The organism is Bradyrhizobium sp. Unk1 (assembly GCF_059512345.1).
Window position 1 is genome coordinate 43,040 of sequence record NZ_JCAMOP010000001.1, and the last position, 20,155, is coordinate 63,194.

Sequence of the window (20,155 nt, forward strand, 5' to 3'; positions counted from 1 at the left end):
CTATTCCGCCGGGGCGGTCGAGCGCACCAGGCGGATCGGGATGCCCTTGAATGACGGCGTGAAGCTGAGGGGATCGCGGGCATAGAGCGGCACCAGCGGATTGGTCTCCGGATAGTACGCGGCACAGCAGCCGGTCGGAAACGAATACGCCACCACGCGGAAGTCGCGCACGATCCGCTCGGCGCCATCAGTCGACTCCGTGATCAGGTCGACGCGATCGCCGTCCGCGAGCCCACGCTTCTTCAGTTCATATTCGTTGAGGAAGACCACGTCGCGCTGGCCGAAGACGCCGCGATAGCGGTCCGACAACGAGTAGAGCGTCGTGTTGTACTGGTCGTGGCTCCGTATCGTGCTGAGCCACAGGAAATCCGGATCGGCCTGCGGCGGGTCCTCGCCGCAGCCCTCAAACACCAGGAAGTTTGCCTTGCCGGACGGCGTTGCCCAGATCCGCTCCCGCGCGGTCGAGGTCAGATGGAAGCCGCCGGGAATGCGGATACGGGCATTGTAACTCTCGAAGATAGGGAAGACGGCCTCGATCGCGTCCCGGATGCGATCGTAGTCGCCCACAAAGCCGTCCCAATCGACCACCGTGCGCTGGGCGAGCGTCGCCTTGGCGAGGCCTGCGATGATCGCGACCTCGCTGAGAAGATGCTCCGATGCCGGCTGGTTGCGACCGCCCGAGGCGTGGACCATCGACATCGAATCCTCGACCGTGATCGACTGCGGTCCCGATTCCTGAATGTCGATCTCGGTTCGCCCGAGGCACGGCAGGATCAGGGCGGCGCGGCCATGGATCAGATGGCTGCGGTTGAGCTTCGTGGAGACGTGGACGGTCAGATCGAGCTTGCGCAGCGCGGCCTGGGTCGCCTGCCAGTCGGGTATGGCCGCGGCAAAGTTGCCGCCCATCGCGAAAAAGACCTTCACCTCGCCGCGGATCATTGCCTCCAATGCCGTCACGACGTTGTGTCCCGGCGTGCTCGGCGGCTTGAAGCCGAAGCGGTGCTCGAGGCGCTCGAGAAAATCCGCCTTGGGGATCTCCGTGATCCCCACGGTTCGGTCGCCCTGCACGTTGGAATGACCGCGAACCGGACAAACGCCGGCGCCGTCGCGCCCCACATTGCCGCGCAAGAGCGCAAGATTGGCGATTTGCTGCACGTTGTGCGCACCGCGCTGGTGCTGGGTAATGCCCATGCCGTAGACAAGGATGGCCCGCTCCGCCTTCATGTAGGCGCCGGCGGCATATTCCATGTCCTCGCGCGTCAGGCCGGACTGGCGCTCGATGTCGGGCCATTGCGTTCGCTTGAGATCGTCGATCAGCGCTTCGATGCCGGCGGTGTGCCCGCGAATGAATTCCCAGTCCAGTATCTCCGGCTGCTCGGCAGCACGGGCGGCCTCGTCCGTTTCGACGAGGATCTTCATGATCCCCTTGAGGACGGCGACGTCGCTACCGACACGCACCTGGAAAAGCTTCGAGCTGATCGTCGTCGAGCCCAGCGTGATCATCTCGACCGGGCTCTGCGGCGCCTGGAAACGCTCCAGCGCCCGCTCGCGGAACGGATTGAACGAGATGATCGAGGCGCCTCGGCGGGCCGCGTTGCGCAGGCTGGTCATCATCCGCGGGCTGTTGGTGCCCGGATTCTGGCCGAAGATGAAGATGCAATCGGCCTTGTCGAAATCCTCCAGCAGCACGGTGCCCTTGCCGACGCCGAGCGATTCCGGCAGGCCGACGCTGGTCGCCTCGTGGCACATGTTCGAACAGTCGGGAAAGTTGTTGGTGCCGAACTCGCGCACGAAGAGCTGATAGAGGAAGGCGGCTTCGTTCGAGGTTCGCCCGGACGTATAGAACTCCGCCATGTTCGGATCCGGCAGCGCATTCAGCTCGCGGCCGATCATGGCGAACGCATCGCTCCACTGCACCGGGAGATAGCAGTCGGATGCGGCGTCATAGGCCATCGGATGGGTGAGCCGGCCGACCATTTCGAGATCGTAATCGTTCCAGCTCGCGAGCTCCGTGACGGTATGCTCGGCAAAGAATTCGGGCGTGCAGCGCTTCGATGTCGTCTCCCAGGCGATCGCCTTGCCGCCGTTCTCGCAAAATTCGAATGACGAGGTGTGCTTCGGATCGGGCCAGGCGCAGCCGGGGCAATCAAAGCCCTCCGGCTGGTTCATCCTGCTGAGCGTCGCTGCGCCCTTCAGCGGCGCCCGCTGCACCAGAAGCGCCTCGCTGAGCGCCTTGAGCGCGCCCCAGCCGCCGGCGGGTTCACGATAGGGACGAACCGATTTCGTGGTCATCTCGATATCTCGCGATATGGCAATTCTCCGGGCCAGTTAAGGATCGCGCGGGCCGAGCCGTCTTTTCAAAACGAAGCCGAATTTCGCAATTGCACACGTTCTGAGCCCGTCGGCCGACCGCACCAGCCAGTGCATTCCGACAAAAAGAGCGCGTTCACGGAAGCTGAAACGGAGACCGGAAACTAGGTTTGTCAGTTGGAGCCCCGTCGCTACGGAGGGCTTTCGACATTTTCAGGAGCGACCCAAAATGTTCTCAAGACGTGATTTGTTGGCCATGTCCGCGGCAGGCGCCGCCATGGTCGGCTCCAGCGCGCAGGCCGCAACTTTCGGCAATCCGGACGAGCCGCCGCAAGGCGCCGTGAACGCCAAGAGCCCCGGAAGCCTGTCCGATCCTGGTCCTCAAGATCCGGACCTTGCCAAGCACTTCCCCTCAGCCCAAAGCCCGCCCCCCACGGACGTCGGCGGCCTGCCGATGGATTGGGCCTCGTTCAACAATGCGCCGAGGCGCATCCAGAATGGCGGCTGGGCCCGTCAGGTCACAGTCAAGGATTTCGCCATCTCGGAGGAGATCTCCGGCGTGAACATGCGGCTGGCCGCCGGCGGCATCCGCGAGCTGCATTGGCACCAGGCGGCCGAATGGGCGATCCTGACCTACGGCTCCTGCCGCGTCACCGTGCTCGACACGCAGGGGCGCCCCTATGTCGGCGACCTCAAAGTCGGCGACCTCTGGTATTTTCCACCGGGCGCACCGCATTCGCTGCAGGGCCTGGGCCCCGATGGTTGCGAGTTCGTGATCTGTTTCGACGACGGCCACGCCGATGAATTCAACACGCTCCTGGTCACCGACTGGTTCGCCCACACGCCGCCCGAGGTGCTGGCGAAGAATTTCGGTGTTCCGGCCGAAGCCTTCGCCACGATCCCGCTGCACAACCGCTGGATCTTCCAGGGGACGGTGCCCGGCGATCTCGCCGCGGATCGCGCAGCCGTCGCAAAGCACGCCGAAGCGCCGCCCTACCCCTTCGTCCACTCGCTCGGCGGCTCGGCCCCGGTGAAGGAAAGCTCCGCCGGCAGCATCCGCGTCGCCGACAGCGCCACTTTCAAGGTTGCCACCACCGTCGCTGCGGCGCTGGTGTCGATGCCGCCGGGAGCTATCAGGGAAATGCACTGGCATCCGAATGCCGACGAATGGCAGTACTATATCAAGGGCAAAGCGCGGATGACGGTGTTCGACACCGGCCCCAATGCACTGACGACGGACTTCGCGGCAGGCGACATCGGCTATGTCCGGCGCAATCTCGGCCACTATGTCGAGAACGTCGGGGACACCGAGCTGCAGTTCGTCGGCGTGTTTCGCGCGCCCCGCTACGAGGAGGTGTCGCTCTCCAACTGGCTGACGCACACGCCACCCAAACTGGTCGCCCAGCACTTCAACATCGACGAGAAGCTGATCGCGCAATGGCCGGACAACAGCCCCGGCGTCATGCCAAAATCCTGAACCAGGACCCGCAGGGGTTCTGAACGAGAAAGGCGCCGAAACCGGCGCCTTTCTTTTTATCCGTGACAGCTCACGGCAACTTCGAGCGTGCAGCCGTCAGTAGTGATCGGCAGCAGGGGCCGCCTTGCCGCGGAAGACGCGATAGCCGATTGCCACATAGAGCAGCATCAGCGGGAATACGAACAGGCCGGCACCCCAGAACATGAATGCAAGACTTGCATGAGGCGCCGCGGCCTCGTCGATCGTGACGACGAACGGAATCATGTAGGGCCAGAACGACAGGGCAAGCGTGGCGAAAGCCGCGACGAAGATCAGGGCGACCATATGGAACGGCCAATAGTCGTCATGGCGCAGGATGCTTTTGGCCAGCATCGCGGCCGCACCGGCGCCGATCACGGGAAACACGAACAGATAGGGCCGGTCGGTCCAGCGCTGCAGAATCGGAAGGTTTTCGGCAAGCGCATACGCAAAGACGACCACCAGGAACACCAGGACGCCGATCGCCAGCGGCGGGATCTGGCGCCGTGCGGCATCCCGAACGGGACCGTCGCATTTCCGCACCAGCCAGCAGGCCCCGAGCAGCGAATAGCCGAAGCAGAGCCCGACCCCGCACAGGGCGGAAAATGCGGTCAGCCAGCCGAGCGTTCCGCCGGTATAATCGCCGTTGGAGAACTGGAGTCCTTCGACGAGAGCGCCGACCATCGCGCCCTGCATGAAGCTGGCGGCAAACGAGCCCACGACGAAGCTGACGTCCCAGACCCAGCGCGAACTGAGCGCCTTGCCGCGAAACTCGAACGCCACGCCGCGCAGGATCAATCCGAGCAGCATCACGAGAACAGGGATATAGAAGGCCGACATCACCATGGCGTAGACCACGGGAAACGAGCCCCACATGATCACGCCCGTGACGATCAGCCAGGTTTCATTGCCGTCCCAGACCGGAGCGACCGTGCTCAGCATGGCATCCCGTTGCGACTCGCCGCCGGCCGCGCTGAACAGCATGCCGACGCCAAGATCGAACCCGTCGAGGAGGAGATAGATCAGGATGCTGATGGCAAGAAGGGCAACCCAGTACATCACCATGGCTATTCTCCCGCCCCGAGATAGCTGCGTGCGGCCGGCACCTGATCGGCGAGCGACATCGGCCGATTGGGCACGGGAACGTGGAGCGGCCTGCCGCCGAGTCCCGCCGGGCCGGCACGCAGCAGCCGATAGATGTAATACGTCCCGAACGAGAAGATGAAGGCGTAGACCGCGACGAACAGGATCAAGGAAGTCATCGCAGCCGACGCGGTCAGGAACGGCGTCACGGCGTCCGCAGTCCGCAACACGCCATAGACCGTCCATGGCTGGCGCCCCACTTCCGCGGTGTACCAACCGGTGAGGATCGCGACCCACGGCAGCGGAAAGCTGAGGAAGATGCCCCACAGCAGCAGGCGGTTCCGATCGAGCCGATGCTTGAGGCCGAGCCAGGTCCCGAGCCAGGCTAATCCCAGCATCACGAAGCCGCAGCCGACCATGATGCGGAAGGTGAAGAACGGGATCAGCACCGGCGGCCGGTCCTGCGGCGCGAAGCTGGTGAGGCCGACCTCTTTCGACGTCAGGCTCATGCTGCCGATGATGCTCCCGAGCACGGGAATCGATATCGCATATTTGTTCGATTCGGTGCTCGAATCCGGGATCGCGATCAGCACCTCGGAGGCCGGCTGCTCGTCATGCCAGCGCGCCTCGATCGCGGCGAACTTGGCCGGCTGGTAATCGTGGACATAGTCGCCGACAAGATGCCCGATGAAGAGCTGGGCCGGCAGCAGCACCGCGGCAAGCGCAAGTCCCATCCGCAGCATGACATGGGCTTCGGCGCGATAGGTCCGCCGCAGCAGATACCACGCGCCGGTTGCCGCCACGCAGAACGCGCCGGTCAGGTAGGACGCGAGCAGCATATGCGGAAACCGGACCCAGACCACGCGATTGAAGATGATCTGCGTCCAGTCATCAGGCACGAACTGGTCGTTCTGCAGGACGTAGCCGGTCGGCACCTGCATCCAGCTGTTGTTGACCATGATCCAGAATGCGGAGAGCGTCGTTCCAACTGCCACCATCGCGGTGGAGAACAGGTAGAACCAGGGCGGCACCCGGGGCCGGCCGAAGATGAGGATGCCGAAAAAGCCCGCCTCCAGCATGAAGGCGGTGAACGTCTCGTAGGAGAGCAGCGGACCCTGGATCGGGCCCGACATCTTCGAGAGCACGCTCCAGTTCGTTCCGAACTGGAACGCCATCACCACGCCCGATACGACGCCCATGCCGAACGCCACGCCGAAGATCTTCAGCCAGAACGCGAACAGGGTCCGGTAGACGGGCTTGCCACTGTACTGGTGCATCGCTTCGAGCACGGTGAGCCAGGCGGCAAGCCCGATCGTGAACGCCGGGAAGATGATGTGGAACGAGATGGTGAAAGCGAATTGCAGCCGCGACAGAAGGAGCGCCGTCGGGTCCATCGGACATTCTCCCGTTCGTTCACGCCCGCTTCGCGGCGGCCGGCGCGCGTGCGGCCGGCTGCGGAATGTTGTCGACCTTGAGGATCGCCGCGGTCGCTGCACGAATCTGGCGACAGAAATCCGCATCGTCGATCAGCGACACGCCATAGGACGGGATGATCTGCTTCAGCTTGGGCAGCCAGGCGCTTGCCGTCAGCTCGCCGGCGAAGCACTTCTCCAGCACGCTGATGGCGATGAACGCTGCCGTGGAGGCGCCCGGCGAGGCGCCGAGCAGGGCGACCAGCGAATGGTCGTCCGCGCCGACGAGCTCGGTCCCGAACTCGAGCAACCCACCACGCTTGACATCGGGCTTGATGATCTGGACGCGCTGGCCCGCGACCTGCAATCTCCAGTCCTTCGGGTCGGCCTTCGGGAAATATTCGTCGAGCGCGGCGAGCCGGTGTCCCTCGGATTGCAGCACCTGCCCGACCAGGTATTCGGTGAGATCGAAATTATCGCGCGCCACCGAAAGCAGCGGCTCGACATTGGCGGGACGAATGGACTCGAAGAGATCCAGCAGCGAGCCGTGCTTGAGGAACTTGCTCGAGAAGCCGGCATAGGGACCGAACAGCAACGAGTGCTGGCCGCCGATCACCCGCGTATCGAGATGCGGCACCGACATCGGCGGCGATCCGACCGCGGCCTTGCCGTAGACCTTGGCATGGTGACGCTTGTTGATCTCTGGATCATCGCAGCGCAGCCAGATCCCGCTGACCGGGAAGCCGCCATAGCCGCGCCCCTCCGGGATGCCGGATTTCTCCAGCAGCGGCAGCGCACCGCCGCCGGCACCGATGAAGACGAATTTTGCACGCACCGACCGCGTCTCGCCGCTCGCGGTGTCCCGCACTTCGACGCGCCACCGGCCGCCCTGCTCCCGGTCAAGACCGGTGACGCAGCTGTTGTAGTGGACGGCGCAGCCCGGCTGGCTGACCAGATGCTTGACCAGCAGATGCGTCAACGAGCCGTAGTCGACGTCGGTGCCGGTGATGATCCGCGTCGCGGCAACGGCCTCGTCGCCACTCCGACCGTCCATCACCAGCGGCGCCCATTCGGCAATCTTCTTGGGATCCTCGGTATGCTCCATCCCCTCATAGCAATGATGGGCCGACATCGCCTTGAACCGCTTCCGCAAGAATTCGACGTTCTCCGCGCCGTGCACGAAGCTCATATGCGGCACCGGATGGATGAAGGCCCGCGGATCCGCGATCGCTCCGCGCCCGATCAGGTAGGACCAGAACTGCCGGGACAGATCGAACTCGACATTGACCTGGAGCGCCTTGGAGATGTCGATGCTGCCGTCGGGCCGCTGCGGCGTATAGTTCATCTCGCAGTTCGCCGCGTGGCCGGTCCCGGCATTGTTCCAGGAGTCGGAGCTTTCCTGCGCGCAATCCCCGAGAATTTCGCACATCTGGATCGACAGGGAGGGCTCGAGCTCCTTGAGAAAGACGCCGAGGGTCGCGCTCATGATGCCGGCGCCAATGAGGACGACATCGGTTTCGCGGTCGGAAGCTGCTGACATGGCTATTTCCTTCGTCGGGTGTTGCTGCTTTGGATGGCTCGATCAGGCCCGCACCGATTGCCGCGCCTTGGCGCGGAACGGTACGTCCGCTCCCGGCCGCAGGATCACGTAGGCACGGCGCCAGGACGAATCGTCGGTCAATTTCCAGCTATGCCCCGAGCCGGCGGTATCCTCGGCCAGCAGGACGTTGCCGGGGTGGAGCAGGAAGTGATGGCCGTCACGCGTCTGGAAATCGAGCGTTCCGCTCAGCGTGATCACCAACTGCCGGATCGGCGCGGTGTGCCAGGCGAACGCGCCGCCCGATTCCGTTTCCTGAAAGGAGGCGCTGGCGGCATCGATCTTTCCGGTCAGGAAGTCGCCGCGCTGTCCCGGCTCCAGCTCGAGGAAGCCTTCCTCGAAATGCGAGTTGTTGTCCTCTCCGGTCCATAGACGCACACAGCGGATCATCGTGTCTCTCCTTGCATTGTGGTTGCGTCGCCTGCGCGGCGTTGTTCGGACCGGAACGGCACGCCGGCGTCCGGCTCGAGAACCGTGTAGAGGCGGCGCCACGGCGCCGCGTCCGTCATGGTCCAATTGTGGCCCGTCCCGCTGGTATCCTCCGTGAACAGGACATCGCCCGGGCGCAGCGTGAAGCTTCCGTCCGCCGTTTCGAACCGTAGCGTCCCGCTCAAGGACATGACGAGCTGACGCGCCGCGTCCGGATGCCAGCCGAGTTTCGGATCTGCGTCCGTTTCGTGGAACGAGGCGGCATCGATCCCAAGCTTTGCGCTGACCGCATCGCCCCTCGCCCCACGCGCGAGTTCGACGACGCCTTCCTCGAAGTGCGACTTGCCATCCGCACCCGTCCAGAGTCTGACGCACCGGATCATTGTCGCCGCCCCACTTCAGCCGGCCTTGGCGCCGATTGCGAGCGGCACCTTGATCTCGGCCACATAGGGCTTGACCATCTTGGCGGGATCCACGATGCGGTCGAACTCCGGCTCGGTCACGAAACCGAGCTTGAGCGCTGCCGACTTCAGCGTGAGATCGTTGTCCATCGCATAGTGCGCGATCCGCGACGCCTTGTCGTAGCCGATCACGGGCGCCAGCGCCGTCACGAGCATCAGCGATCTCTCGACATACTCCTCGATCTTCTTGTGGTTCGGCTCGGTGCCCTCGACGAGGAAGGTGCGGAAGTTGGTGCAACCATCGGTCAGGATGGTGATGGACTGCGCGATGTTGTGGATGATCAGCGGCTTGTAGACGTTCATTTCCAGATAGCCGCCGGCTCCGCCGAACCCGACGGCGACGTCGTTCGCCATCACCTGCACGGCGATCATCGTCAGCGCTTCGGCCTGCGTCGGGTTGACCTTGCCCGGCATGATCGACGAACCCGGCTCGTTCTCGGGGATCAGCAATTCGGCAAAGCCCGCGCGCGGGCCGCAGGACATCAGACGGATGTCGTTCGCGATCTTATAGAGCGACCCCGCCAACGTGCGGAGCGTGCCCGATAGCTGCACCAGCGCGTCATGCGCACCCTGGACGGCAAACTTGTTCGGTGCGCTGACGAAGGGCAGCCCGGTCAGCCGCGCGATTTCCGCGGCGACGGCCTCGGCGAAGCCCGGCGCGGCATTGATGCCGGTGCCGACGGCCGTGCCGCCCAGGGCGAGCCGGAAGACGCCCTTGAGCGCGTCGTCGATGCGCGCCAGATCGTCGGCGAGCATGCCGGCGTAGCCAGACCATTCCTGCCCGAGCGTCAAGGGCGTCGCGTCCTGCATATGGGTTCGGCCGATCTTGACGACGTCGTCCCACTGGCTCGATTTTTCCGCGATTGCGTCGTGCAACGCCTCGACCGCCGGAACGAGCCGCTCGGTTACGTTCATCGCGGCTGCGATGTACATGGCCGAGGGAAAGCTGTCGTTTGACGATTGCGACATATTGACGTGATCGTTCGGGTGAACCGGGTGCTTGCTCCCGAGCGGCGTGCCCGCGAGCTGGCAGCATCGGTTCGAGATCACCTCGTTCACGTTCATGTTGAATTGCGTTCCGCTGCCGGTCATCCAAACGTGAAGCGGAAACATGTCCTGATGCTGGCCGGAGAGGATCTCGTCGCAGACATGCGCGATCAGCTTGTGGACCTTGCCGTCGAGACGGCCGCCGGCGCAATTGGCGTTCGCGGCCGCCTTCTTCAGGATCGCGTAGGACTGGATCATTTCGCGCGGCATCAGGTCCTTGCCGATGCTGAAATGCTCGAGCGAACGTTGCGTCTGCGCCCCCCAGAGCTTGTCCGCGGCGACGTCCACGTCACCCAGGCTGTCCGTCTCTTTGCGAAGGTTGCTCATCCGTGCCTCTTGGCAGTTGACGTCGAAAGGCCATCTCGGCGCTGTTGGAAAGTGTACGCACCGCGTGAAGCCCACGCTTCCTGGAATGAACGTCCTTTTGCCGAATGGCATGGTGCGCGCTCCGCACCATCAACGAGCGAAATCGTGGGACCTGGGTCGACGGTTCAGCTTCGCAGCGGTGGCCGGCAGAGCCAAAGAACGCACACCGACGATGCGATCGGCAGGACAAGGCTCCAGGCGTGCAGCCATTTCGTCACACAGGCCCCGACGGCGGCCCCCGTCAGGAACATCAGGCAGACCAGAAGCATGATCGCGGTGCCGCGCGCCGCATCGCGATCGGACGCAACCGATTGATCGAGGGCACGGAGCATGTTGCCGGTGACGGTGACGGAAAGATATTTCCAGCGCTCGACCTGCCTGAAGCTGGCCGACTGCAGTGCGGCGCCGAAGGAGATTCCGAGGATCGTGATCATGTCCGGAATCCGATGATACAACAGCATCACCGTGACCAGGCAGACGATCTCTCCGGCGAGGCACAGCAGCGGCGACTTGAGGCGGATTGCCAGCGATGCGCCGAGCAGAAAGGCGGCAAGCGGAAGAAGATGATGGGTTGCCTGCCGCCACTGTCCGGACATGGCGTCGATGCCGAGGAAGACGACATTGCCGGTCTGCGAGCTTGCAAACACGCCGCCGAGCGAGAGCCATGTAAAGGCGTCGAGAAAGCCGCCCGTCATGCTCAGAAGAGACGCCACGAGAGCCGATCGCTCCGGAGCATGGACGACGCTCCCCGTCTCGGCGACCGGCTCCGGAGATACGGCTTGCATCGCCATGTGCGCCGGCCCGCGAGGTCAGCAGCCGGCGTGCGTTGCGGCCCCATCCGGCAGCAGAACGCGACGCGGGTGCGTGAATACGCCGTATCCGTCATCGCGCGCGATCGCCAGCAGCGTGATCCCCGCTTCATCCGCGGTCTTGATCGCGAGTGCGGTGGGTGCGGATACGGCCACGATGACCGGTGCGCCGAGCATCGCCGCTTTCTGCACCATCTCGACGGAGACGCGGCTCGTCAGCAGCACCGCGCCATCGCATGCCGATCTCCCCTCGCGTACGATCGCACCGGCGAGCTTGTCGAGCGCATTGTGGCGGCCGACGTCCTCTCTGACCAGGCCGATGCCGCCCCGCGGATGCCAGAAGGCCGCCGCGTGGACGGCCCGCGTTTGCTGATTCAGGATTTGGTGCGGAGAAAGGGCCTGCATGGCGCCCAGCAAGTCGCGCGCGTGAAAAACGACGCCCCTGCCCTTCACCCGCGCCGGCGCACGGCGAGCCTGTTCGAGGCTCTCGATGCCGCATAGCCCGCAGCCAACGGGGCCGCTGATGGTTCGGCGCCGTGCCGCCAGGGATGACGCGCGGTCGCCATCGAGCCACATCCGAACCTCGACGCCAAGATCGTTCGGGATCAGCTCGATGCTGCTGATCTCGCTCGCGCGTTCGACGATGGCCTCGGTCAGGCTGAAGCCGATACCGAAATCCTCCAGATCTCCCGGCGTACCCATCATCACCGCATGGGTCGAGCCGTTATAGGTGAGCGCGATCGCGGTCTCCTCGGCAACCAGCCGCGAGGTCGACTTGGTCTGACCGCCGCGCCAGGCAATCTCCCAATGCCGCGTGAATGTCGAGCCTTTCGCCATGATTCATACCGTCGCCGGCTGGGACGAATGGCGCGACGCGCGGCTCTTGAGCGCGATCCCGAATGCGATAAATCCCCATCCCTGGAAGATCAGGTCGACGACCAGCATCACACCAAGCAGCCACAAACCGATGGCGGGCCAAGCCGCAACCAGCATGACACCGACGCAGAAGGTCAGGACGCCCGCAGCCACGATCCAACGCCAGCCCGCGGCCGGCCGCATATGCAACCCGGCCCAGATCCTTATCACCCCGGCCACGACCAGGAAGGCACACACGGCGAGAGACAGCGTGAACGAAGCCAGGATCGGATCGTAGAGTATGATGGCCCCGGCGGCCGCATAGACGATCCCGGCCAGTAGCCAAAGCAGGTATCCCCGCAAGCCGCGCACTGAAAACGCGTGCACGATCTGGAAAATTCCGGCGACCGCCATGGTAGCGCCGATGACCAGCACGGACGCGAGGTTCGCCGCCATCAGATTGGCAGATGCAACACCGCCGAGGATCAGTTCGCCGACACCCAGCGCAACGAACCAGCCCCATTTTCCGGTGATGGCGTGGATCGCCCATCCGAGCGAGGCCTTCGAGTTCGACATGTCCGTCATGGCTTGACCCTTGTTCGCACGAACGATCCGCAGATCATGAATGGGGACAAGCGTATCGAGATCTGTCCCAGGTCATCTTTCGAGGACGCCGCGATATTATTTGATCCGCACGATACGGATCGTTGCGCGAGGATCGCGACTAGCGCGGGATGGTCACGACGGTCCTGAACCCGTCGGGGCCCCCGCGGACGTCGACGGTCCCGTGCAGACGCGCCGCAAGCGTCTCGACGATGGAGCGGTCCTCTTCCCGGTACCGACTTTCGTCGGACGAGCCGTTGTCCATGATGCTGCACGCAACCGACGTCGCCGTGAGCCACACTTCGAGACGAATGGCGCCTGCACCGCAGTGGGACACGTGGCGCACCGCACCGGTGATCAGTTCGAAGACGATCATCCCCAGCAGCCAGCAGCGCTCGGAGCTCATCTGCAGCGGATGCAGCAGCAGCGAGAACGCAATACCCTTGTCTTCGAGGCTCGAGCGACTGATCGAGCGGCACAATTGCTTAAGATAGGCCGCCAGATCGACGGTGGTGGTGAACTGCGGCATTTGCAGCGCATGGTGAAGTTGCGCATGACCTTCCAGCCGATCCTGCACGGAAGCGAGGGTCGCCCTCGCTTCGATGCCGTCGCAGCGATCGGCCGCCTGCGCCACCAGATCAATGGCCGAGGCGAGCTCGTCGTCGATCCGATGCGCGAGCTCACGCAGCAGCAGGCGCTCCGCCATGATGCCGCCATCCGGCAGGAGTTCCGAGAGGCTGCTCATCCTTCACCCGCCTCCCGGCTCAACGGCGTGCTTGGCGCTTACGAGTTCTGGCCGCTTCGGCCGGTCTCGTAGAGGAACCAGATGCGCCGTTCCGTCTCGTCGATCCAGTTTTCCAGGACGCTCGCGGTGGCGACATCGCCGTATTCGTCGCAGAGCTCGTGGACCCGGCGCATTTCTCGCGTAAGCTGCTGGTTGTCGCTGCGCAGTTCAGCGAGCATGTCCTGCGGGTCGACATAGTCGGCATCGTTGTCGAGAATGCGCTGCTCGCGCGCGATGTGGCCGATCGAGCGTAGCGTCGTGCCGCCGATCTTGCGTGCGCGTTCGGCGATGTCGTCAGTCATCGCGAAGATCTGGTCGGCCTGCTCGTCGAGCATGAGGTGGTAATCGCGAAAGTGGCTACCCGACACGTGCCAGTGGAAGTTCTTGGTCTTCAGGTAGAGCGCAAAAACGTCGGCAAGCAGCGCTCTCAGCGCGGCTGGGATGTCCCGATTCGCATTCGCTCCGAGATCTGTCGGGCTTTGGAGGTCTGCTTGGGTCATGGTCGGCATCCTTGTTGGAGGTTGGAAACATCTAGCCGCGCGGTGCGCGAGGAATCTTTCCGGCGCGAAAGATCCTTTTTGGATCGCACGCCTGCGAGGGGCGCCCGCCGGCGCGCAGCGGGTTCATTTCGTTTGGGTCCCCCTGTCCCGCAACGGCAGAAGCGACATCGATGCGAATACGCCATCGCGACGGATCAATGCGTGGAACAGCCCCGCCGCCAGATGCAGCAGCACGAGGGCAAAGAACGCGAACCCGACATAGACGTGGGCATTCCAGAGCAGCGTGTGCATCAGGTCGCTCTGCGGCAGCAGCGCGGGAATTCGGATCCCGCCATACAGGATGACCGGATAGGCCGCAGCCCAGAGCATGCCGATACCGAGCAACGGCATGACGATCATGAGGCCATACAGCAGCTGGTGCGACAATCCTGCTCCCAACTTCATGGTTTTCGAAAGATCGGCCGGCAATGGCGGCGCACCGTAATGCAGGCGCAAGGCCAGCCTGATCAGAACGAGGACCAGCAGGATGAATCCGGTCGTCTTGTGAACCAGGATGAGCGGGAGATATTTCGGCGCGACGGTGGAGACCATGCCGACGCCAATGAACAGCATGGCGAGGACGCAGACCGCCATCAGCCAATGCAGAACGCGCTGGATCAGGGCAAAACGATGAGGAGCGCTGGTCATGGCTTGGCCGTCTCGGTTCGCGGATAGTCCCTGGCTTCGGCCGCACGCAGATCGTAGGATTTGCGGTAGACCGACGAGCGTGCAGCCGGGAACGGATCATCCGACACCCGGATTCCCTGCGGCAGGACGGTCGGATCGAAATTGATGTCGCGGCACGGTCCATCGCGTTCCGGCTCGATCCGCTGCACGATCAGCGTTCCGACCTCCACCTTGCGACGGTTCTCCGGCCAGGCCTTGCTCGGGTCCGCGGTCGGATCCCCGGGATCGGCGACGGTCGTGACCATGGTCCAGCGTTGCGGGCCGGCCGTGCGGACCCGCTCCACGATCTCCTGCTCGAGAAAATCCGGGCCGCGTTTTTCCAGATCGGCTTGCGAGACCGGCACGCCCTTCGCCATCGGCACCAGCGACCATCGCACCGCCCGCTCGCCGCCCTTCGCGTCCGTGAAGATGAAGCTGTTGAGGCCGTTGTAGAAATCCTCCGCATAGCTCGTGGTCCAGGGCGCTGTCTTGGCCCAGGCTGCGAAGGCAGCAAATTCCGGATTTGCCTGGATGAAACTCTTCATCGCCTCCGGATCCTTCTTGCCGGATGCAATCAGCAGCTCGTGAAACGCCTGCGGCGTCGACACTGCAAAAACCGGCGGGTTGATCAGCGCCATCCGCCACTCTTCGCCGTCCGCCGCTGCGATCTGCAATCCCAAACCGCGCACGCGCACAGTCGCATCCACGGCGTTCGGGTCGGCCGTGCCAAGATTGAAGCGGCCCAGCGCCGGATACGCGCCTCGCTCGAAGACTCTGGCCTTCGAGAGCTCCGCGCCATTTCCATTCGCCTCGAATGTCCCGGTGAAGCAGATTCCCTTGGCATGATTTCGCCGGTGCCCGAGCGGCGGACCGCTCGGAGGCGTCAACGCCGCGATCATCCGTTCCGGCGTCAGACGCTCCGGCGAGAGCCATCCCGCGGTGTATGCGAAGGCAGCCGCGCCGCCGCCGAGCACGGCTGCAATCAGGACGAGGGATCCAAGCCCCGAACGTGGTAGCTTGCCTTGGTTCATTCGGTCTCCTTTGCGATGCCCGGACCGCCCGGCGATCGGGTGCGCGCGGCACTCTTTCGAGCGACGCAGCTTCCTTGTAGCCGGCGACCAGGGCTCGATCTTTTCGAACCCACCGCCAATTTCGCGAAGGCACGCCTGAGCTGTCTTCGGCGTTCGCCGGACCCGGCTTCGGGCATTCTCGAAATTTTTCGTGCAATTTGACAATCGATCGTGATGCCCGAAAAGACCCACCCTGCGCCCCGCCCTATTTCAGATGCGCTTCGCACGATGGCGGCGGTCGACTCCCGAACGATGGACCGTGTCGCGACGGGGCCGCCAGCGCCGCAGAGGCTGGAATGCGATTGGGAATCGAATGAGCAAAGTGATCATCGTCACGGGTGCTGCAAACAGCATCGGGCGAACCACCTGCCGGCAACTGATGCAGGCAGGCCACACGGTCTACGTTTCGAGCCGGGAAATGAGTGGCCCTATTGCGCAGGAGATCGAGGAGGCTGGATCAATTCCCGGCCAGCCCGGCCCCGATCTACGCACGATCGAGTTCGACGTCTCTTCGGAATCCTCAGTGACCTCGGCCGTTGAGACCATCATCGCCGAAAACGGCCGCCTCGACGTGGTCGTGCACAATGCCCGGCAAGTCGTTTACGGACCCGCAGAAGCCTTCACGCCGGAGCAGCTCGCCGAGCTCTACGATACCAACGTCCTGATCGCACAACGCCTCAATCGCGCGGCATTGCCACAATTGCGCAAGCAGGGTCAGGGCTTGCTGATATGGATCACGTCAAGCAGCTCGCGGGGCAGCTCGGTTCCGTTCCTCGGCGCCTGTGCTTCAACGGAAGCCGCCCTGGATTCCCTGGCGCTCAGTTACGCCGGCGAACTCGCGCGTTGGGGCGTCGAGACGACCATCATCGTCCCCAGCGCTCTCGGACCCGGCCACTATGTCCGATCCGGCCGGCCGCAGGATACTGTTCGGGCGGAAGAATACGCAGATGGTCCAACCGCCGATTTGAGTGAAATCGCGCTTGCGGGTCTCGCGCAGCTTTCGCCGAAGGATACGGCCCCACAAGATGTCGCAAGCACGGTTGCGAATGTCGTGAACATGCCGTTCGGACAACGTCCGCTGAAAGTTCATTTCGGCCCGGATGACGATGGGGCGGCAGCTGTCGACGCCGTCGCCGACCGCGCTCGCACGGAACTGTTCCGCCGGATCGGCCTGGAGGATATTCTCAAGCCGGTGTTGATCCGATGAGATCAGCCATCGGCGGAGATTTGCCCAATCGACGGTCGTTTCCTGAAAAATCAGGACTCTCCCGGAGTTCCCATCCCTCCGGACGAAAGTGATCAGCGACATCCATCGGTGATACTTTACCGCGATACTGGCGGATGTTACGTTCGAAGCTGCCACCGCGGTCACACGTTTCGGCCCGAGTTCAAGTCCCCGAGTTCAAGTTATGGAGTCGACGAGTCGGTCGTCGGATTTGATATTTCCAAATGGTCCACCGCTGGCAGAGCAACGCCACAACAGCCACGACCGGACCCTCTCTCCAGGAGAGCTCCGCTCAAGAGATTTTCGTCTTTGGGCCGTTCCGTCTGGATGCCTCGCAGAGACGTATCGAGAAAGATGGCAATCCGGTCCATCTGTCGGCTCGCGCATTTGACCTGCTGCTGACACTGATCCGGCATGCGGGCGACGTCGTCAGCAAGGGCGATCTGATAGCGAGGACTTGGCCCGGCTGCAGCGTCGATGACAACAGCCTGCGCGTCCATATCGCGGCACTCCGCAAGGCGCTCGGGGACGGCACTGCCGGCGCCAAATATCTGAGCACGGTCTCGGGACAGGGTTATTGTTTCGTCGGTTCGGCCGCGAGCCCGGAGCAGAATCAACCTGCACCAACCAAGCCTGTTCGCGCGCACAACCTGCCGGCACATCCCTGGCAGATGGTAGGCCGCGAGCAGACCATCGAGGATATATCGGAAAGGCTCAAAGCCCAGCGTTTCATCACGGTCGTCGGCCCGGGCGGCATCGGCAAGACGACGGTCGCTGTTTCCGCGGGCCACGCCCTTCTCGCGGAATTCGCCGGCCAGGTTCACTTCGTCAGTCTCGGCGAGACCCGCGACGCCGCGCTGGTTCCGGCCATTGCAGCATCTTCGCTCGGGCTGCGGGCGCGATCGGACGATCCCTCAAACAGTCTTGTGGCATTCCTGCGCGACCGGCGGATGCTGCTCATTCTGGATTGCTGCGAGCATGTCGTCGATGCCGCTGCGGCGCTGGCCGAGCGGCTCTACCAGGAGGCACCGCAGCTGCACATCATGGCCACGAGCCGGGAGCTGCTGCGGGTCGAAGGCGAGCACACATATCGTCTCTCGCCTTTGACGAGCCCGCCGGAAAACGCCGTTCTGACGGCCGAGAGCGCGATTGCCTACACCTCAGTAAAGCTCTTCGTGGAGCGCGCAGCCGCGGCTGGAGGTGAGTTCGGATTGACGGATGCGAACGCGTCGGACGTCGGCAACCTCTGCCGTCGGCTCAATGGCATCCCGCTCGCGATCGAGCTCACCGCCGGCCATGTGACCGCATACGGCGTCAAGGCCATGGTCCAACTCCTCGACAAGCACTTCAATCTGCTGTGGGAAGGACGACGCACGGCGCTGCCCCGGCACCGGACGCTTCGCGCAACCATCGAGTGGAGCTACGATCTCCTATCCGAGCCCGAACGGGTGGTTCTGAGCCAGCTATCCGTGTTCGTCGGCAGCTTCACCGCCGATGCGGCCCGAGCGATCGCCGGCAGCGATGCGACCGGCGACGACACGACCATGGCTGCGCTCGACAACCTCGTGGCCAAGTCGATGCTTGCCCTGAACCAGGGCTCGCAATCGATTCGCTACAGGCTCGCGGACGCGACGCGGGCCTACGCGCAGGAGAAGCTCGCCGCCAGCACCGACGCCGAAATCGTGCCGCTACGCCACGCGTCTTACTTTCGGGATTTGCTTGAAAAGACTGCCGACGAGCCGAACGAAGGCCTGTCGTCGATGGCCGATCAATTCGGCGACATACGCAGCGCACTGGCGTGGTGCTTCTCGGATCGAGGCGACCGTAGAACCGGCGTCGGCCTCGCTGCCGCGGCGATCCCCATGTTCTTCAAGCTGTCGCTCTTCACCGAATGCCAGCTTTGGGTCACGCGCGCAATCGAAGCGCTTCAAGAGACGGGCGGAAGTGTCAGGCACGACCTCGCACTTCATGCCGCGCTGGCGTCGGCACGGATGCTGACGGGACAAATCGACGAACTGGGTGTCGGCTATCTCGACAGAGCGGTCGGGTTGGCCGAAACAATTGGCGATGTCGCCGGCCAAATCCGCCTGATTGGCCGACTGCATCTGCTCCAACTGCTCGTCGGCAATTTTGACGACGCGCTGGCCACCGCAAAGCGCGGCGAAGCGATTGCCCTCGCCAAAAGCGATTCCATCGGGGTGGCGCGCATGCGCATGTTGCTCGGAACGTCCTGCCATTATCTGGGCGAAGTTGCCGCGTCTCGCTCCTACGTCGAAGCGGCGCTGTCCCATCCGGGCCTGGAGGGCGACTCCCGTGGCGGACTGACGTCCGATTACCCGAGGCGTCCTCAAATCACCCTCGCCCGCATCTTATGGCTCGAGGGACATCCCGATCAGGCCACGGCGACGGCGCGCCAAGCCATCTCCGATGTGATCGCCATCAACCATCCGACCATACTGTGCATAGCGCTGCCCTGGGCATTCGGCGTTTTTCTTTGGAACGGGGATGTGGGCGTGTGCGAAGAGCACATTGACAGGCTCCTCGTGGAGACCCGCAAGCACAATCTCGCCACCCTCCAGACGGTCGGCGACGCTATGAAAGGGATTGCGCTATTGGCCCGCGGCGAGAGTGATGTCGGGCTGGCCATGCTGAACGCATCCGTCAAGAAGCTGCAGAGCCAGCGCTACGGCGCGGCGGCCGGACTTTGCGTGCCGCTCGCGGAAGCTCTGGCGGCGTCAGGTCGTGGAGATGAAGCACTCGACATCCTCGATCAGGCGATTGCCCGGGGCCGGCGTCGCAACTTCATGGTGGAGATGCCGGACATGTTGCGGGCAAGGGCGGATGTGCTGATCCGCAAGGACAATCCCGACTTCCTGGAGGCGGAGCGGAGCCTGGCGCAATCACTTGACCTGGCCCGACATCAGGGGGCGCTCGGTTTTGAGTTGCGCACGGCAATCAGTCTTGCAGGGCTATTGCAGCATCGGGGCCGACGCAGAGAAGCGCAAGACGTGCTTGCTCCAATCCATGGACGATTCACCGAGGGGTTCAATACGCCTGTCCTGAAAGCGGCCAGCGGATTGCTGGCCGAATTGGCCTCTCCGCCTTCGGGCTCGCTCGCCGCGAGTTGATGGCTGCGCAACAGCCGCGCCTAAGGGTGCGCGAACCCGCAGCGACATGCGGCGTGATCGCAATCCCCTGTGGGCCGGGTCGTGCGGCTGGCCGCGATGCCGTGCAATCCGGATAGAAGCGCGCGGCGTGGAAAGACCGCGTCGACGGGCCGGCGCATTCTTGGTCCGGCAATAGGACTTCGAAGCCAATGTTCTGGAGCACGGGGGATGCGGCGCTCGCAGAGGCCGCACCTGCGTCCGATGATATGTATCGGACGCCGCCCCCGGGGCATCCCG

17 protein-coding genes are annotated in these 20,155 nt (G+C 63.8%); 3 read left to right on the forward strand and 14 right to left on the reverse strand.

Going from position 1 to position 20,155, the window contains the following annotated elements:
- Positions 1-2,292 (reverse strand): FdhF/YdeP family oxidoreductase, encoded by a 2,292-nt coding sequence (locus AC5ZFO_RS00205; RefSeq protein WP_496120993.1) that lies wholly within the window; start codon positions 2,290-2,292, stop codon positions 1-3.
- Positions 2,293-2,539: 247 nt separating this feature from the next.
- Between AC5ZFO_RS00205 and AC5ZFO_RS00210 the strand changes: the two genes are divergently transcribed.
- On the forward strand, positions 2,540-3,787 hold the full coding sequence (locus AC5ZFO_RS00210) for an oxalate decarboxylase family bicupin (RefSeq protein ID WP_282518449.1): 1,248 nt from the start codon (positions 2,540-2,542) through the stop codon (positions 3,785-3,787).
- A 96-nt stretch (positions 3,788-3,883) separates the two neighbouring features.
- Here the strand turns inward: AC5ZFO_RS00210 and cydB are convergent, their stop codons facing one another.
- The 13 genes from cydB to AC5ZFO_RS00275 all read right to left on the reverse strand — a co-directional run bounded on the left by cydB (position 3,884) and on the right by AC5ZFO_RS00275 (position 15,487).
- Positions 3,884-4,870 (reverse strand): cytochrome d ubiquinol oxidase subunit II, encoded by a 987-nt coding sequence (gene cydB / locus AC5ZFO_RS00215; protein WP_282518450.1) that lies wholly within the window; start codon positions 4,868-4,870, stop codon positions 3,884-3,886.
- Positions 4,871-4,872: 2 nt separating this feature from the next.
- On the reverse strand, positions 4,873-6,282 hold the full coding sequence (locus AC5ZFO_RS00220) for a cytochrome ubiquinol oxidase subunit I (RefSeq protein ID WP_496120995.1): 1,410 nt from the start codon (positions 6,280-6,282) through the stop codon (positions 4,873-4,875).
- Positions 6,283-6,301: 19 nt separating this feature from the next.
- The gene (mqo, locus tag AC5ZFO_RS00225; protein WP_282518452.1) at positions 6,302-7,840 is read right to left on the reverse strand and encodes a malate dehydrogenase (quinone); all 1,539 of its coding nucleotides are present in this window, start codon (positions 7,838-7,840) and stop codon (positions 6,302-6,304) included.
- A 42-nt stretch (positions 7,841-7,882) separates the two neighbouring features.
- Positions 7,883-8,287 carry a cupin domain-containing protein gene (locus AC5ZFO_RS00230; protein ID WP_282518453.1) on the reverse strand — a complete coding sequence of 135 codons (405 nt, stop codon included), beginning with the start codon at positions 8,285-8,287 and terminating at the stop codon, positions 7,883-7,885.
- The gene (locus tag AC5ZFO_RS00235; protein WP_282518454.1) at positions 8,284-8,709 is read right to left on the reverse strand and encodes a cupin domain-containing protein; all 426 of its coding nucleotides are present in this window, start codon (positions 8,707-8,709) and stop codon (positions 8,284-8,286) included. The genes AC5ZFO_RS00230 and AC5ZFO_RS00235 overlap by 4 nt, the downstream gene beginning before the upstream one ends.
- Before the next feature lie 15 nt (positions 8,710-8,724).
- A complete protein-coding gene (gene fumC / locus AC5ZFO_RS00240) occupies positions 8,725-10,161 on the reverse strand; it encodes a class II fumarate hydratase (RefSeq protein ID WP_282518455.1) in 1,437 nt (478 codons plus the stop codon).
- Positions 10,162-10,325: 164 nt separating this feature from the next.
- Positions 10,326-10,991 carry a YoaK family protein gene (locus tag AC5ZFO_RS00245; protein WP_496120998.1) on the reverse strand — a complete coding sequence of 222 codons (666 nt, stop codon included), beginning with the start codon at positions 10,989-10,991 and terminating at the stop codon, positions 10,326-10,328.
- An 18-nt stretch (positions 10,992-11,009) separates the two neighbouring features.
- Positions 11,010-11,846: a formate dehydrogenase accessory sulfurtransferase FdhD gene (fdhD, locus tag AC5ZFO_RS00250; RefSeq protein ID WP_282518457.1), complete on the reverse strand. Its 837-nt coding sequence runs from the start codon at positions 11,844-11,846 to the stop codon at positions 11,010-11,012.
- A 3-nt stretch (positions 11,847-11,849) separates the two neighbouring features.
- Positions 11,850-12,449 carry an HdeD family acid-resistance protein gene (locus AC5ZFO_RS00255; RefSeq protein WP_282518458.1) on the reverse strand — a complete coding sequence of 200 codons (600 nt, stop codon included), beginning with the start codon at positions 12,447-12,449 and terminating at the stop codon, positions 11,850-11,852.
- A 139-nt stretch (positions 12,450-12,588) separates the two neighbouring features.
- Complete coding sequence (locus AC5ZFO_RS00260) at positions 12,589-13,212, reverse strand: histidine kinase dimerization/phosphoacceptor domain -containing protein (RefSeq protein ID WP_282518459.1); 624 nt, start codon at positions 13,210-13,212, stop codon at positions 12,589-12,591.
- 38 nt (positions 13,213-13,250) lie between these two features.
- Positions 13,251-13,751 carry a Dps family protein gene (locus AC5ZFO_RS00265; RefSeq protein ID WP_282518460.1) on the reverse strand — a complete coding sequence of 167 codons (501 nt, stop codon included), beginning with the start codon at positions 13,749-13,751 and terminating at the stop codon, positions 13,251-13,253.
- Between the two features lie 123 nt (positions 13,752-13,874).
- On the reverse strand, positions 13,875-14,438 hold the full coding sequence (locus AC5ZFO_RS00270; RefSeq protein ID WP_282518461.1) for a cytochrome b: 564 nt from the start codon (positions 14,436-14,438) through the stop codon (positions 13,875-13,877).
- Positions 14,435-15,487 carry a catalase family peroxidase gene (locus AC5ZFO_RS00275; protein WP_282518462.1) on the reverse strand — a complete coding sequence of 351 codons (1,053 nt, stop codon included), beginning with the start codon at positions 15,485-15,487 and terminating at the stop codon, positions 14,435-14,437. The genes AC5ZFO_RS00270 and AC5ZFO_RS00275 overlap by 4 nt, the downstream gene beginning before the upstream one ends.
- A 352-nt stretch (positions 15,488-15,839) precedes the next feature.
- Here AC5ZFO_RS00275 and AC5ZFO_RS00280 point away from each other — a divergent pair, with 352 nt between their 5' ends.
- Both AC5ZFO_RS00280 and AC5ZFO_RS00285 read left to right on the forward strand, forming a co-directional pair.
- Complete coding sequence (locus tag AC5ZFO_RS00280; protein ID WP_282518463.1) at positions 15,840-16,733, forward strand: SDR family NAD(P)-dependent oxidoreductase; 894 nt, start codon at positions 15,840-15,842, stop codon at positions 16,731-16,733.
- A 242-nt stretch (positions 16,734-16,975) separates the two neighbouring features.
- A complete protein-coding gene (locus tag AC5ZFO_RS00285; RefSeq protein ID WP_282518464.1) occupies positions 16,976-19,879 on the forward strand; it encodes an ATP-binding protein in 2,904 nt (967 codons plus the stop codon).
- Positions 19,880-20,155 lie beyond the last annotated feature (276 nt).

What these genes read in the sequence shown, in the direction of transcription:
- AC5ZFO_RS00205 (WP_496120993.1), bottom strand. Translation starts at nt 2,292, where the DNA reads ATGACCACGAAATCGGTTCGTCCCTATCGTGAACCCGCCGGCGGCTGG.
- AC5ZFO_RS00210 (WP_282518449.1), top strand. Translation starts at nt 2,540, where the DNA reads ATGTTCTCAAGACGTGATTTGTTGGCCATGTCCGCGGCAGGCGCCGCC.
- cydB (WP_282518450.1), bottom strand. Translation starts at nt 4,870, where the DNA reads ATGGTGATGTACTGGGTTGCCCTTCTTGCCATCAGCATCCTGATCTAT.
- AC5ZFO_RS00220 (WP_496120995.1), bottom strand. Translation starts at nt 6,282, where the DNA reads ATGGACCCGACGGCGCTCCTTCTGTCGCGGCTGCAATTCGCTTTCACC.
- mqo (WP_282518452.1), bottom strand. Translation starts at nt 7,840, where the DNA reads ATGTCAGCAGCTTCCGACCGCGAAACCGATGTCGTCCTCATTGGCGCC.
- AC5ZFO_RS00230 (WP_282518453.1), bottom strand. Translation starts at nt 8,287, where the DNA reads ATGATCCGCTGTGTGCGTCTATGGACCGGAGAGGACAACAACTCGCAT.
- AC5ZFO_RS00235 (WP_282518454.1), bottom strand. Translation starts at nt 8,709, where the DNA reads ATGATCCGGTGCGTCAGACTCTGGACGGGTGCGGATGGCAAGTCGCAC.
- fumC (WP_282518455.1), bottom strand. Translation starts at nt 10,161, where the DNA reads ATGAGCAACCTTCGCAAAGAGACGGACAGCCTGGGTGACGTGGACGTC.
- AC5ZFO_RS00245 (WP_496120998.1), bottom strand. Translation starts at nt 10,991, where the DNA reads ATGGCGATGCAAGCCGTATCTCCGGAGCCGGTCGCCGAGACGGGGAGC.
- fdhD (WP_282518457.1), bottom strand. Translation starts at nt 11,846, where the DNA reads ATGGCGAAAGGCTCGACATTCACGCGGCATTGGGAGATTGCCTGGCGC.
- AC5ZFO_RS00255 (WP_282518458.1), bottom strand. Translation starts at nt 12,449, where the DNA reads ATGACGGACATGTCGAACTCGAAGGCCTCGCTCGGATGGGCGATCCAC.
- AC5ZFO_RS00260 (WP_282518459.1), bottom strand. Translation starts at nt 13,212, where the DNA reads ATGAGCAGCCTCTCGGAACTCCTGCCGGATGGCGGCATCATGGCGGAG.
- AC5ZFO_RS00265 (WP_282518460.1), bottom strand. Translation starts at nt 13,751, where the DNA reads ATGACCCAAGCAGACCTCCAAAGCCCGACAGATCTCGGAGCGAATGCG.
- AC5ZFO_RS00270 (WP_282518461.1), bottom strand. Translation starts at nt 14,438, where the DNA reads ATGACCAGCGCTCCTCATCGTTTTGCCCTGATCCAGCGCGTTCTGCAT.
- AC5ZFO_RS00275 (WP_282518462.1), bottom strand. Translation starts at nt 15,487, where the DNA reads ATGAACCAAGGCAAGCTACCACGTTCGGGGCTTGGATCCCTCGTCCTG.
- AC5ZFO_RS00280 (WP_282518463.1), top strand. Translation starts at nt 15,840, where the DNA reads ATGAGCAAAGTGATCATCGTCACGGGTGCTGCAAACAGCATCGGGCGA.
- AC5ZFO_RS00285 (WP_282518464.1), top strand. Translation starts at nt 16,976, where the DNA reads ATGGTCCACCGCTGGCAGAGCAACGCCACAACAGCCACGACCGGACCC.